11 protein-coding genes are annotated in these 13,741 nt (G+C 65.1%); 2 read left to right on the forward strand and 9 right to left on the reverse strand.

The window, feature by feature from the left end:
• Positions 1–408 (forward strand): TolC family protein (locus RT567_RS07380; protein ID WP_313575432.1); only part of this gene is annotated, 408 nt, incomplete at its 5' end.
• Complete coding sequence (locus RT567_RS07385) at positions 402–620, forward strand: hypothetical protein (RefSeq protein ID WP_313575433.1); 219 nt, start codon at positions 402–404, stop codon at positions 618–620. The genes RT567_RS07380 and RT567_RS07385, both read left to right, overlap by 7 nt.
• A 214-nt stretch (positions 621–834) precedes the next feature.
• On the opposite strand, the gene RT567_RS07390 is transcribed toward RT567_RS07385, so the two are convergent.
• From RT567_RS07390 to RT567_RS07430, 9 genes are all read right to left on the reverse strand, one after another.
• Positions 835–1,317, reverse strand: coding sequence for a hypothetical protein (locus RT567_RS07390; RefSeq protein ID WP_313575435.1), 483 nt, complete (start codon positions 1,315–1,317; stop codon positions 835–837).
• A 268-nt stretch (positions 1,318–1,585) separates the two neighbouring features.
• Entirely contained in the window at positions 1,586–2,782 is a 1,197-nt protein-coding gene (locus RT567_RS07395) for an alkaline phosphatase (RefSeq protein WP_313575436.1), read from the reverse strand.
• Between the two features lie 46 nt (positions 2,783–2,828).
• A complete protein-coding gene (locus tag RT567_RS07400) occupies positions 2,829–4,205 on the reverse strand; it encodes a metallophosphoesterase family protein (RefSeq protein WP_313575438.1) in 1,377 nt (458 codons plus the stop codon).
• A 112-nt stretch (positions 4,206–4,317) separates the two neighbouring features.
• Positions 4,318–7,305, reverse strand: a complete 2,988-nt coding sequence (locus RT567_RS07405) for a TonB-dependent receptor (RefSeq protein WP_313575440.1) — start codon at positions 7,303–7,305, stop codon at positions 4,318–4,320.
• A gap of 596 nt (positions 7,306–7,901) precedes the next feature.
• A complete protein-coding gene (locus tag RT567_RS07410) occupies positions 7,902–9,329 on the reverse strand; it encodes a UdgX family uracil-DNA binding protein (RefSeq protein ID WP_313575442.1) in 1,428 nt (475 codons plus the stop codon).
• Positions 9,329–10,570: a putative DNA modification/repair radical SAM protein gene (locus RT567_RS07415; protein ID WP_313575443.1), complete on the reverse strand. Its 1,242-nt coding sequence runs from the start codon at positions 10,568–10,570 to the stop codon at positions 9,329–9,331. The genes RT567_RS07410 and RT567_RS07415 overlap by 1 nt, the downstream gene beginning before the upstream one ends.
• Positions 10,571–10,624: 54 nt before the next feature.
• Entirely contained in the window at positions 10,625–10,921 is a 297-nt protein-coding gene (locus tag RT567_RS07420) for a hypothetical protein (RefSeq protein ID WP_313575445.1), read from the reverse strand.
• Entirely contained in the window at positions 10,918–13,464 is a 2,547-nt protein-coding gene (locus RT567_RS07425) for a cbb3-type cytochrome c oxidase subunit I (RefSeq protein ID WP_313575446.1), read from the reverse strand. The genes RT567_RS07420 and RT567_RS07425 overlap by 4 nt, the downstream gene beginning before the upstream one ends.
• A partial coding sequence (locus RT567_RS07430) for a c-type cytochrome (protein WP_313575448.1) occupies positions 13,461–13,741 on the reverse strand: 281 nt, incomplete at its 5' end. The genes RT567_RS07430 and RT567_RS07425, both read right to left, overlap by 4 nt.

Here is a 13,741-nt window from a genome sequence, read left to right on the forward strand (position 1 = left end):
GAGCTCTCGCCCTTCCCCGCCGGCATGCCGGCCGGCATGCCCCTCGATACGCTTGGTCGCCGGCCTGACCTCGTGGCGGCGCAGCGGCGCGTCGCCGCCGCCTTCGATCTGGTCGGCGCGGCGAAGACCTCGTTCTGGCCCTCGCTGTCGCTGTCTGCAGGGCACGGGCGCATCTCGCGCGAAGCTATAGACACCCAGCAAAACTTCGAGCGCACGACGTCCGGCGCCAGCGCCGCCACCGTCGGGCTGCTGTACACGGGAGGACGCCTCACCGGGACCGTGCGCCTGCGTGACGCCGAGCAGCGCGAAGCCGTCGCCAGTTATGCCCGCCTGGCCTTGCAAGCGCTCGGCGAGGTCGAAACCGCACTCGACGCAGAGAACAGTCTGGCCACAGCGAGGAATTGCTGAGCCTGGCCGCCGAGGACAACCGTCGCGTCGCGGGCCTGGCCCAGCAGTCCTACCGGATCGGCAAGTCCGACCTCCGCGAGGTGATGCAGCGCCAGCTATCCGCAAACGCCACCGCGATAACCTTGCTGGCGGTGCGCCGCGAGCGCCTGGTGCGCCGGATCGACCTCCACCTCGCGCTCGGCGGCGACTTCGTAGCGCCGCCAGAGTCCTGACACCCCCCAAAGTTCAGCTTGAATATTTCTGGGCCGCACCACCGACCAACGGTTCAATTAATGACCACGCTGACAAGTGACGAGTACAGCCAGGCTCCGTTGCCGCGCAAAAGCGAGCGATGAGTCCTATATCCGAGCCAAGCCGAATCGAATGAGTTGCTGAACAAACGCCTCACTGATGTCCGATAGCGACCCGTTGCGGACGGTCACAACTTCAGATTCTCTGAGCTAAAATATTGATTTCTCGAAATCGAAGCAGCGTTCCCAAAAACGAGACGAGTGGCAGCGCCGCTAGGCCGACAAAATATAGAGACGTGGCAATCGCTGTTCCGCCCCAGCCAAATCGGCCACCTGCCATCGGCGCGGCCAACATCAGCGCACCCGCCAAAAATAGAACGATCAACAGAGCAATCGACGGCCGTGTCACCTTAGAAAGTTCAGCCTTCTGACACTCCGTAGCGGCTTTCCTTTCCGCTCTCGTCATATTGAGAAGGTCGATAAACCCAGATTTCAGAAGCAGCATAAGGCCGAGAACAAAAGCGCTGACCGGGATGACGAGGGCGTAGATGGCGACAGGTGGATAAGCCCCAACTGGCGCCAGCCGCCAAAAAACGCACCAGCGATCATGACCAAGGCAATGCCACCGATAACAGCTGCCCGCCGCCGTCTCTCTGTCGTCATGGGGTGTGGCGCCCAAGCCTTCCGTTCATTCTAGCCGGATTATGCCCCTACCAATGTCTGCCTTCCACCCTTAGGCGACGTTTGCCGAACCCGCTTTCGGGCCCGGCTTCGACGTCACAGATCGATCTGCTCTGACATCTCCAAGGCATCCCCACTTCAATGCCCAGGCAACCCACCCGCACCGCGACCTGCCGGCGCCCAGCTGTGATCTCCACCGCCACCGGCGGCCAAGGTTATCCTGACGATCGGGACGCCAATGTTCATTGCTGCAAGAAGGGCTGGGTCTAGTCAGAGAGAGCCTGGTCCGGTTTCCATCCCCAAGCCTCCATCATCACATGGAACAGGCGAGTGTTAGGGAAGTAGCCTCGGACACCATGGGCGCCGGCGCCGATGGCCAGGGCTGGAACCTCCTCCGCCGTGTGGGTGCGATTGACCAGGACATTTTTCAGCCGGACGACGACGTCGTCGCCTCCGGCCGTCTTCCAGGCTTCGTAGCCCTCCAAAACCGGATCGCCGCGCCGTCCGCCGTCGACCTGCAAGCCGAAGGAGTGATCGGCGGTAAACAGCAGCAGGGTGTCGTCGAGGTCGATGCGCCCCTCGACCTCGGCGATCAGACGGTCGAAGTCCGCGATGTTCTGCAGCCCCTTACGGACGTCATCCGTATGCGCGTCCCATTCGACCACGAGCAGATAGCCCTCGGGGGCGGCCTGCAACAGGTCCAGGGCCCTCAGGGTCGCCGCGCGCACGTCCATCCGATCGGCCACGACCACCGGCCGGGCGTTCGAGGCGGGCGCTTCGTCCAGGCGGGCGTAGATCGGCCGCTCATGCGCCTGGCTGAGAGCGTCGAAGCTGGTCCCCCTCGCGGCCAGTTGCTCGCCGATCTTCTGACGGCCGGCGCCGAACAGGACGTCCACCCCGTCGCCGAAACGCGGCGATAAGGCCTGAGGGAAAATTTCGCCCCACTTGCCGCGATCGTTCGAGTGGGCGTAGGTCGCCGCAGGCGTGGCGTCGGCGATCGACTGGCTGGAGATCACGCCGGTGCGCAAGCCGCGTTCCTCGGCGTACTCCAGCAGGGTCTTGGTTGGGGCGCCGTCCTGACGGCCGCGCACGGCGTCGGCGGTCTGGCTGATCACCCCGTTGCGCGTCTTCACCCCCGTCATGATCGAGGACATGCCGTTGGCCGAGTCAGAGACGAACTGATCGACCGGCGAGGTTTCGCTCAGCCCCAGGTGGGGCCATTGCTGGATGTGCAGCTTCATCGGCTCGCCGTGGGCCATCAGGCTGGCGGCGTTGAGCGAGGAGACGCCCGCCGCGTCGGCCAGAAAGAGGATGACGTTCTTCGCCCGTCCCGGAGCCGCTGCACTCTGAGAAGGCGCGTGAGCCTGCGCCGAATCCTGCGCCCATGCCGGCGCAGCGAAAGCGGCGGCGGCCAGCGAGGCCGAAAGCGCGGAAACCAGCAGCCGGCGCGCGAGGTTCGTCATGGGAAGATCCTGTCCTGAATGAGATGAAGTTGAGGACACGGGGGCGCTACTTCGCGCTGCCCACGCACGGCGCCCCGTCAGGCCCGACATCGCCGTCGCAAAGCCGCAACGGCGGCAAGGTCTCGACCGCTTCGCGCAGGGTCTTGGTCCCGTCCGCCGCCCGGACGACGTCCACGGCGTCATAGAGGACGCCCGACACCGTATAGGCGCGATAGCGCAGCCGCCCCGCCTCCACGTCGATGGTCTGATACATCTGGGTGTCGGCCGCCACGCGATCCGGCTGTGTCAGGGCGCGGTCGTTCAGTCCGTACATCTTCGGCCCCGCGACAGAGACGACATAGACGGGGCCCTGGGCCGCGCCTTGCGCACGTCGGGCCTCGCCCGACGCCTTGCCGCCGCCATCGGTGATCCGGCTGTAGCAGTGATCGTGGCCCTGAAGGACCATGTCGACGTTGCGCGCGCGGTAGATCGGCTCCCAGGCGGCCTTCAGGGCCTCGGTGTCGTTGGGACGGGCGCAGGTGTAGATCGGCTGGTGCTGGATGACGATGTTCCAGCGGGCCGTGCTCGACGCCAGGGTCCGGTCCAGCCAGCGGGTCTGGGTATCCAGCGCATCCAGACTGGTTCCCGCCGTGCCGTCCAGGACGATGAAGCGCACGCCCTGATAGTCGGTATAGTAGCTGGTCTCGACGACGCCCTCGGCGCCGTTCTCCGGCAAGGCGAACTGGGCAGCCCACAGCGGCCCGAGCCGGCGTCGGCCGTCATCGTCGTCGCTGTATTCATGATTGCCGGCCGCCGGTATCTGCGGAACCATGGCGTAGCCGTATCCGCCGGCCGCCGTCCACTCGGCCCACTCCCAGTCATGCGATCGCCCGGTCAGATCGCCGGCATGGACCACCACGTCCGGCGAGGTGCGCATCAGACCCGCCCGGATAGTGCGCGCGCCCTTGGACAGGATGCTGTTCTGGGTATCGCCGAAATAGAGGATGCGGAACGGCGCCGCATCATCCGCGGCGGTCCGGAAACTCAGCCATTCGGACCAGCCGTCGGCGCCCTTGACCCGATAGAGGTAACCCGCGCCCGGCTTCAGGTCCGTGAAGCGGACGGCGTGGTAACGCCCCTGCCCGCCCCGCACGACGCCGTCCGTCGACAGGCCGTCGACGGTTCGCGCCCGGCTCTCGAAGGCTGGGCCGTCGATCGCTTCCACAATCTCGGCTACGGCGTCCGCCTGACGGACATCGGTTCGCCAGGCCACGGCCATCTCGCGCGCCGCATCTGCACCAGGGCTCAGAACCACGCGGTCCGGAAGACCCGACGGCGCCCACGAAGGACGCGCGACGCCGGCCACGTTCTGCGCAGCCGCCGGAGCAGCCAGGCCGAGGGCCATGACCAGTCCGGCCGAAAGGAAGAGGGTTCGCTTGAACATGAGACGCCCCGGTCAAATGAGCGGCCGCGCGGGCCGAGGAAGTTTCTGTTGAAGGAGAGCGCGACCGTTCGCCGCCAGAAAGGAGGAACGGCGAACGGTCGCTCAACCGGCCCTAGAAGTTCAGGCGCAGACCGATCATGTAGCGGGCGCCGAAACGCTCGTACTCGGAGACGCGCCAGGTCTCGCCCTGGTAGCGAATACCCGGCTCATTCAGCAGGTTGTTGGCGTCGAAGTAGATTTCGGCGTTGTCGTTGAAGGCGTAGCTGGCGCGGAAATCCAGGCGACCGACCTCGTCCCAATAGCCGTCGCCCAGGATGTCGCCGTCACCGAGGCTGTCGAGCCATTCGGTTCGATACTGCCAGCTCAGGCTGGTCGAGAGACCATAGCGTTCATAGGACAGGGCGGCGTTGTAGATCAGGTCCGACGCGCCCGGCAGCGGCACCTTGCGGCCATCCGGGGCCTCGGTCTCCGAAGTGTTCAGGGTCAGGTTGCCCCGCACGCCGAAACCAGAGGCCCAGTCCGGCAAACCGAAACGGTCCGCGAAAGGCTCCAGCGTCTGCGAGACGGCGACCTCGAAGCCGCCCAGATAGCCGCTGCCGCCGTTGTCCGTCGTGGCGTAGGCGTATTCGGAACGATCCAGTCCGGGCTGGTTCAGGACATCGCTGCCGAAGCGTGGATACTCAATGCTGAACAGGACGTCGCTGAGGCGTTTGTAATAGGCGCCCACCGAGAAGAAGGCGCCGGTCGGCAGATACCATTCCAGATAGGCGTCCACGCCGACGGCCTTTTCCGGCCCGGCAGACGGATTGCCGCCGCTGATGATCTCGTCCTCGTCGCTGACGCTGTAATTGGGACGCAGCAGGGTGAAGTCGGGGCGCGCCGCACCGGTGTTGGCCGACAGACGCAGCTTGAGCTGGTCGCTGATGTCCCAGTTCAAGTGTGCGCTGGGCAGAACCACGATGTTGTCGTCGCCTACCTGCACCTTTTCGAAGCCGCCGCCCTTGTTGACCAGGGCCTCGCCTTCATTCTCCACGCGCTCGGCGCGAACCCCGACCAGGATGTTGCCCCAGTCGAAATAGGTCGTCGCCATGGCGTAACCCGCCAACACGCTCTCGGAGACCTTGTAATTGTTGGTCTCGGACGTATTGGCCTGAACCCGGCTCAGGCCGCGTCCGTGCAGGTCGTTCCAGATCGCCTTGGCGCCGCTTTCGGAGAAATAGCGGAAGGCGTAGCCCAGCGGCAGATCGCCCTTGTACGGATCATTGATGGCGAAATCCGCCGGGGACGGGAAAGCCACGCCGGCCGCCGTCAACATGGCCGGAACGATCTCCAGGGTCTGACGCATGTCCTCCTTGGAGCGGTCGTCGTACTGGGCCCCGAACTGAAGCTCGGTCGAACGGCCGAACAGGCTCAGGTCGCGCGTGACGTCCACGCGGGCGCTGTAGGACTGGCTGTCCTGAAGACGGGTCGTGGAGCGCAGATAGACGAACTCATAGTCCTGTGGATCCAGCGAACGCTTGGAAGCCCCGCGCGAGAAGGTTCCGTCAGGATTGACGATGGTCTCAAACAGTTGGACGCCGTGCTGCTCACGGTTGGTGAAGTCGTAAACCACCGTGGGGCGCAGGCTGTAATCCACCTTTCCGCCGGGACGCGGGCTACGCCAGGACGAGTTGAACGACGGTCCGCCTTCGGCCTTCGACTGCGTATAGTTCAGGCGCCAGGACACGCCCCAGTCGCCAAACCGCTGCTCGCCGCCCAGAGTGTTGGTGAAGATGCTTTCCTTGGTGTGGTTGACGTTCAAGCTGCTGTCGAGCTCAACGCCGTAGATGGTTCCCTGAACCGCCGTATTGCCGGTGCGGACATCGGCATAGCCACGGGTCACCGCAGCTAGATCCGTGCGCACGGCGCTGTCGTCCAGGTCGAACTCGTGCGCATTGCGCATCTCGTCGTCGGTGAATTCCGTATAGATGCTGCTGAAGAAGAAGCGATGCTCGTCCGACGGGCGGTAGTCGAAACGGCCGGCATAGGCGGTGTTGCTGCGCGTCAGCCGATAGAGCTTGTTCTGGTGGGCGTCGGCCCAGGTTCGGGCCTCGGCGCCGGGTTCGCGATCTTCCGAGGCGACTTCCCAGTCCGTTTCGAAATTGTCGGTGATCATGTTGCGCTCGTAGCGCGAGGCCGACAGGGCCACGCCGAACCGGCCGTCGGCGAAGGTGTCGGCGATGAAGCCGCCCACGTCGTACTGACTGCGCCCACCCAGGTCGTTGTAGCCGTAGCCCAGGTTCAGCGAGGCCGCGAGATCGGGATAGTCGAAGGCGCCGCGCGTGGTGATGTCGATGTTGCCGGCCAGCGTCTCGCCCGACATGGCCGCCGTCACCGCCTTGCGCACCGCCACCGTCTTGGCGATGGCCGCAGGGATCGTGTCGGTCCGCGCGCTCTTGCCCCCCGGCGCGATCACATTGACGCCGTCGAAGGAGATGGTGCTCCAGCGAGACGGCGCGCCGCGCAGACTGATCGAACGCTCCTGGCCCTGGTCGCGCTCGACAGCAACGCCAGGCAGGCGGCTGAGGGCGGCGGCGATGTTCTGGTCCGGGAAGTGGCCGATGGCGTCGGCTGAGACCACGTTCACTAGGGCCGTGGACGAGCGTTGGATCTGCAGGGCCGCCGCTTCAGACTCAGCCTGTGGGCGGCGTCCGACGACGACCACGTCCGCGACCGACGCCGCGCCCATATCCATCGATAGAGCGGCCTGTACAGAAGTTACGGCATCGACGGCGATGCCCACCTCCATGCGGTGCGTGGCGCGACCGATATAGTGAATGGAGACGACATGACGTCCGATCGGCGCACGCTGGAAGGTAAAGCGACCTTCACGATCCGTGACGGCGACGGCGTCCTGCCCCTCGATCCGAACCTCAGCGCCCACCAAATAGCCGCCGCGCTCGGCGTCCGTGACGACGCCTGTCAGTTGGCCCGCATCGACGACAGCAACGGCGACGGGAGCGCCCTCATCAGCAATGGCGACGGCAGGCGCTAAACCCAGGCCAAGCCCAACCGAAGCCGCGCCGCAAAGCAGCATCGACTTGAAGCGAGTGTTGTTCATGTTCGGCATCCCCCGAGGACAGTTGTCTTTCGGGGCGTCGATCTAGCGCCATAGCTGAGTTGGCGGGATTATAGTTTCGAGGCCGTTTCATGCTGATTCAGATTCAATTTGTAAGTGCAGAAACTGAGTACACTTCTTATTGAGAGTTATTTTCATGAAAATTGATGCGAAATAGGCCAATTCTCGTCAGTGCATGGAATAGTTCAACAGCGGCTTGGAAGCGCCAACAGCCGCCATTCGCTCAGTTCCGAAAACACGACACCTACGAACTGCTTGTTCCGGTTGAAGGCATTCATAGCCGCGATCGAGCTCGCAAAATCTACCAAATCCTTTGGTTCGAACTCCGCGCTTGCAACAGCCTGGGCCAGCGCAGCTCGATACATTTCGAGCCAGAAGCAGGACGACCTTGTCGAGAGGCCTGGAGATCATCCCGGCGTTCGGCCTGGGCAAGTTCCAGTTGGAAGCGTCCGGGTTAGGCCCAGACAGCAGAAAGCCCCGTGGCGTTAGCCATCGGGGCTTTGTAAGCTTGGGTGCGGGAGTAGGATTTGGGCGATACCTCACACTTAACTTCCTCGCCTGAGCTTCGCCGACAGACTCTAAAACTGGGCCGATGCGGCCGCGAGGTCCGCCAGGAATCTGGCGCGTTCGCTATCCTTCCTAGCCGGATCAGGCAGGCGCAGCAGATAGGCGGGATGCACCGTAAGAAGCACACGCGCGCCGTCTACCGTCGTCATGACCCGGCCGCGCTCGGCCTGCACGGCAGGCTTCCGGCCAAGCACCGCCAGACCCGCCGTCGCGCCCAGCGCCAGGATCAGCCGGGGCTTCACCAGACGCCGCTCGTGATCCAGCCACCAACGGCAGGCCTGGACCTCGGCTGCATTGGGAGTCTTGTGCAAGCGACGCTTGCCGCGCGGCTCGTGCTTGAAGTGCTTCACCGCATTGGTGAGGTAGAGATCGCGTCGGTTCAGTCCCGCCTCTTCAAACGCCGCGCCCAGAAGACGGCCCGCAGGTCCGACGAACGGTCGCCCGACCAGATCCTCCTGATCCCCCGGCTGCTCGCCCACAACCATCAGAGCAGCGCGCTTCGGCCCCTCGCCGCAAACGCCCTGGGTGGCGTCACGCCATAGCGGACAGCGGCGGCACCCCTGAACGCCGCGCGCCAATTCATCCAGGCTTTCGGGAGCCAGATCGTCAGTCGCCGCGCGATCGACCACCGGCGCGCGGACGCGCTGGAACCTATCATTGGGTCGAGACGTGGGGCGGGTCACCATGGCTTCGGTGCGAACCGACGCGGCGGCCATCAGTTCCGGGATCAGCGTCGCCTCAGGCAGGTTCTTCCAATAGCGCTTGGGCATTTCCGACTGCATCGCCTGAGGCCGCAGCCGCGCCGGATTGAAGGTCGAGGCGTAGTAGGTGCGCCAGAGATCCTCCATGGCGTCCTCGGTCGGGGCCTGCGCCAGCTCGGCGGCGGGGCGGTAGGCCAACGCCTCGCCGTTCCAATGAGCTGAGCCGTCCGGCGTCAGGATCGTCCATCGCATGGCGCTGAATCGACGGACAAAGAAAGGAGCCGTCGCCTGCAACACGCGATGCGCCGGCTCGAACCAGGCGACCCAGTGTTCGCCTGCCTCATCCTCGGCCTGTCGGAAGCGGACGAAGGCCTTCATCTTGTGGGCGGCGCGGCGCACCGCCTTCACCCGATCAGCCGCCTCGGCCACGTCCCGATCAGACAGGACGTTCAGCAGGTCAGGCTGATCCTTCAAGCGCCATAGCAGGCGATACATCAGATCCAAACGACTCTCGGATCGATGCTGGATCAACTGCGTCGCCGTCTCCATGAAGGCGCGCGGGGCGTTGAATGCACCCTCGACTTCGGGAAGAGCTGCCGCCTCGTCGAACAGGTCGCCGCGCGAATGGCCCACGACGAACCGCACCTGTGCCGGCTCGACGCCCGCCAACCGCAAACGCCGGGCCGCCTCGCGCCAGCCGTCGAAATCAAGCGGATCGGCCAGGACAAGGGTACGCATCAGAACAGGCTCAACTGTTCGGCCTTGCGCCGGGGGGCCAGGCGCGCACGCAGGTCCGCCGCATCGGTCAGGCCGCCGGGCGTCCAGTCCAAGGCGGTGATCCACGGCCGTACCGCCTCGATAGAGCGCGTCAGCCGCCCCACGTCCTCCAACCGCAAGGTCCGATGGCGTCGCACAGACAGGATGCGGTCAACCGCCTTCACGCCTAGGCCCGGCACCCGCAGCAGCGTCTCACGCGCTGCACGGTTCACGTCGACGGGAAAGGCCTCGCGCCGTCGCAGCGCCCAGGCCAGTTTGGGATCGACGGCCAGATCCAGCATTCCATCATCCGTCCCCTCCCCGATCTCGGGCGCGGTGAAGCCGTAGAATCGCATCAGCCAATCGGCCTGATAAAGCCGGTGTTCGCGCATCAGCGGCGGCTTGGTGGGCGGCAACAGGCTGGAGCCGTCGGGAATGGGGCTGAAGGCGGAATAATAGACCCGGCGCAGGCCGTAACCGCCATACAGGGCGGCGCTGCGCGCCATGATCTCCGTGTCCGGCGCCCCGTCGGCGCCGACGATCAACTGGGTCGACTGTCCCGCTGGGGCGAAGGCGGGCGGGCGTTTTCGGTCGTTCTTTTCGGGCCGGGCTGCTTCCAGCTTCAGCCGCACCTGCCCCATGGCCTTGCGGATTGTCCGCGCGTCCTTTTCGGGAGCCAGTCGGCCCAAGGCCTCGTCGCGAGGCAGTTCGATGTTGGCGGACAAGCGATCGGCATAGAGGCCCGCCAGCTCGACCAGCCGCGCGTCCGCCTCCGGGATCAGCTTCAGATGGATGTAACCGCGAAAGTGGTGGTCTTCGCGCAATCGCCGCGCGACCTCGACCAGTTGCTCCATGGTGTAGTCGCCGTTGCGGATCACCCCCGACGACAGGAACAAGCCCTCGATATAGTTGCGCTTGTAGAAGGCCAGGGTCAGGTCCACGACCTCCCGCACCGTGAAACGCGCCCGCTCGACGTTCGATGACACCCGGTTGATGCAATAGGCGCAGTCGTAGATGCAGAAGTTGGTCAGCAGGATTTTCAGCAGGCTGACGCACCGGCCGTCCGGCGTATAGGCATGACAGATGCCCATGCCCTCGGTCGAGCCGATCCCGCGACCGCCCAAGGAATCTCGTTTGGCCGAACCCGATGAGGCGCATGAAGCGTCATACTTCGCCGCATCCGCCAGCACCGCCAGCTTTCGTCTCAAATCAATCTGCGCCATTTGTTCATGATATGTTCCAGTTGTGGAATGATCCAGCTTGGCTGGAGCGATTTCTCAGAACGCCAGCGGTGCGGTCTGCCAGGTCACGCCGACAGCGGCGACCAGAGCGCCGGTCAGGGCGACCCGCCGCTCCCAAAGAGCCGGCTCATCCGGCGCCGGACGCCGCGCCATGGCGAAGGCCGCGACGGCGATCAGCGTCAGACACAGAAGGCTGAAACCCAATCCGATCCAGCGACCGGCGGCCGCCTCGGTCGAGGACCACACGTCTGCGGCGCTGGCCAACAGGTAAAGCCCTAGAAAATGCGCGGCCCAGATCAGCAGCCCCGCCGTCATCGCCAGCCAGCGCCTCATGCGCCGGAGCCCGGAAACAGTCGGATCAGCAGCACCATGATCACCGCCTGCGCCGCCGTATAGGTCATGAAGAGGCCGATCAGGTCTACCGTCGACGGCCGCTCGGCCGACAGCCGCCTGAACGCCCGTCGCAGCAGGATGTAGAGTCCCATTAACATCCCGATCCCGGCAAACGTCGCCGACCACCCGAGCAGGGCGAAGACGGCGGCGCCCTGGCTGGTGGCGTCAGGCTTGAGCCCAGCGGTCCACCAGGCTTGGAGTTCAAGCCCTATCGCCGTCGCGGCGGCGATGGCGCTGATGACCAGAAGAACCGTAGCGAGCGTCTCCGCTCCCTTCCCGGTCCGGCGCAAAACGTGCGGCGCCGCTGCGGCGCAAAGCCCCCCCAGGGCCAGAACGCCGAGGTGCAGCATCATCGACGCCGTCTCCGGCGGCGCCTGCCACAGATCCGGCCGCCGGCTCCACAGAAAGACATAGGAGAAGCCCGCCAGCAGGCAGACCATGCCGCCGACAATCAGCACGATCACCATGGCCCACCAGCCGTGGCTGGACGGACCCGAAACATAGTTAGGTACGCGGACGCCCGCTCCGATGTCGGTCGTCTTGCGGCTGTGCGGCGCGTCCAGGAACCAGCACCAGCGCATGATGCAGTAGATCGCCAGCACGCCGCTGACCACGGCGGCGACATAGGCCTGGATGGTCAGGATAAGGAAGAAGCCTGCCGTGAAAAGGGCGCCGAACACGTGCCAGGGTGACGGACGCGGGAGGCGCAAGACATACTGCGGCTCAGCGTTCAGAGGGCTGGTGACCAGGGTCTGGCGCTCGCCTCCCGCCGCGCCGGGCAGGAACCAGCGCCCCTCCTGCACCTCCTTCGTCAACCCCTTCTGCTCCCAGAGCGGATATAGGCTCTTCACCACGGGGACGGAGCGCACGGAATAATAGCCGCTGGGCAGCCATTCCAGACCGGGGCCGTCGTGGATGTTGCCCGCCTCGCGCGGGCCGAAGGGGCGGAAGTTGCGGATCATGTCGATGACCCAGAGCAGGACCGCCAGCCCGAACAGGAAGGCCCCTATGGTCGAGATGAAGTTGGGCAGGTCCCAACCGCGTCCCGGCAGATAGGTGTAGACCCGGCGCGGCATCCCCATCAGCCCCGTCAGGTGCATGGGCAGGAAGGCGATGTTGTGCCCCGCGAACATCAGCCAGAATATCCATTTTCCCATGCGCTCGCTCAGCGGCCGGACGCTGGACATGGGCAGCCAGTAGTAGATGGCCGCGAACATGGGAAAGACCATGCCGCCGATCAGGACGTAGTGCAGGTGGGCGACGATGAAGTAGCTGTCGTGGGCCTGCCAGTCGAAGGGCACCATGGCGACCATGACCCCGGTCAGCCCGCCCATGACGAAGATGACCAGACCGCCCACGGCGAACAGACCCGGCGTGGTGAAGCGCATCTTTCCGGCCGCTATGGTGGCGATCCAGGCGAAGACCTGCACCCCGGCAGGCACGCTGACCGCCATGGAGGCGGCGCTGAAGTAGTTGATGCTGATCTGCGGCATGCCGGTGGTGAACATGTGGTGCGCCCACACGCCGAAGCTGATGAAGCCGGTCGCCAGCATGGCCATGACCACCAGGGGATGGCCGACCAGCTTCGTGCGCGCCATGGCGGGGATGATGGTCGACATGGCCCCGGCCGCCGGCAGGAAGATGATGTAGACCTCCGGGTGGCCGAAGAACCAGAACAGGTGCTGCCACAGCATGGGATCGCCGCCCTTTAGCGGGTCGAAGAAGGGCCAGCCCAGCGCCCGTTCCAGCTCCAGCAGCAAGGTCGCCAGGATCACCGAGGGAAAGGCGATGATGATCATGCAGGCGAAGATCAGCATGGCCCAGGCGAAGACCGGCAGCTTGTCCAGCGTCATGCCGGGCGCGCGCGTCTTGAGCACGCCCACGATGATCTCGATCGCTCCGGCAATGGCCGAGATCTCGATGAAACCGATGCCCAGCAGCCAGAAGTCGGCGTTGATTCCCGGCGAATAGGTCATGCCGGTCAGCGGCGGATACATGAACCATCCCCCGTCCGGCGCCAGGCCGAAGAACAGGGAGCAGAAGAAGGCCAGACCGCCGATCAGATAAGCCCAGAAGGCATAGGCCCCCAGACGCGGAAACGGCAGGTCGCGCGCCCCCAGCATCTGCGGCAGCAGCAGCACGCCCAGCGCCTCGACCGCCGGCACGGCGAACAGGAACATCATCACCGTGCCGTGCATGGTGAAGATCTGGTTGTAGGTATCCTGCGGCAGGAAGCCCGTCATCGGCAGGGCCAGCTGGGTGCGCATCAGCAGCGCCAGCACCCCCGCCAGCACGAAGAACAGCATGGCCGCGCCGACGTAATAGACGCCGATGATGTTGTTGTTGATCGCCGTGATCCACTCGCCGGGACGGCGCGGACCGCACCAAGCGGCTTCCAGCTGCTCCAGCTCGCCGTCCGGACGCAGCTCTGCGGTGGGAAAGCGACCGTATTTGCGGACATCGAAGCCGGTTTCCGACGTCATTTCAGACTTTCCAGATAGGCGGCTAGGTCGCGCAGCTCGCGCCCGGTCAGCACTGGATAGGACGGCATGCGGTTGCCCGGCTTGATCCCTTGGCTGTCGGCGATCCACCCCGCCATCGTGCCCTGATTGTTGGGCAGGATGCCCGCGCCCAGCGTCTGGCGCGAACCGACGTGGGTCAGGTCCGGCCCGGCCAGGCCGTTGGCCTCCGTTCCGCGTATGGTATGGCAGGCGCCGCAGCCCGAGGCACCGAACACCGCCGCGCCTGGCAGGGCGGACG

It is taken from the genome of Brevundimonas sp. (genome assembly GCF_032107865.1).
In the GTDB taxonomy this organism is placed as follows: Bacteria; Pseudomonadota; Alphaproteobacteria; order Caulobacterales; family Caulobacteraceae; genus Brevundimonas.

Excerpts from the sequence above, each read along its gene's own strand:
- RT567_RS07395 (WP_313575436.1), bottom strand. The coding sequence starts at position 2,782 with ATGACGAACCTCGCGCGCCGGCTGCTGGTTTCCGCGCTTTCGGCCTCG.
- RT567_RS07400 (WP_313575438.1), bottom strand. The coding sequence starts at position 4,205 with ATGTTCAAGCGAACCCTCTTCCTTTCGGCCGGACTGGTCATGGCCCTC.
- RT567_RS07405 (WP_313575440.1), bottom strand. The coding sequence starts at position 7,305 with ATGAACAACACTCGCTTCAAGTCGATGCTGCTTTGCGGCGCGGCTTCG.
- RT567_RS07410 (WP_313575442.1), bottom strand. The coding sequence starts at position 9,329 with ATGCGTACCCTTGTCCTGGCCGATCCGCTTGATTTCGACGGCTGGCGC.
- RT567_RS07415 (WP_313575443.1), bottom strand. The coding sequence starts at position 10,570 with ATGGCGCAGATTGATTTGAGACGAAAGCTGGCGGTGCTGGCGGATGCG.
- RT567_RS07420 (WP_313575445.1), bottom strand. The coding sequence starts at position 10,921 with ATGAGGCGCTGGCTGGCGATGACGGCGGGGCTGCTGATCTGGGCCGCG.
- RT567_RS07425 (WP_313575446.1), bottom strand. The coding sequence starts at position 13,464 with ATGACGTCGGAAACCGGCTTCGATGTCCGCAAATACGGTCGCTTTCCC.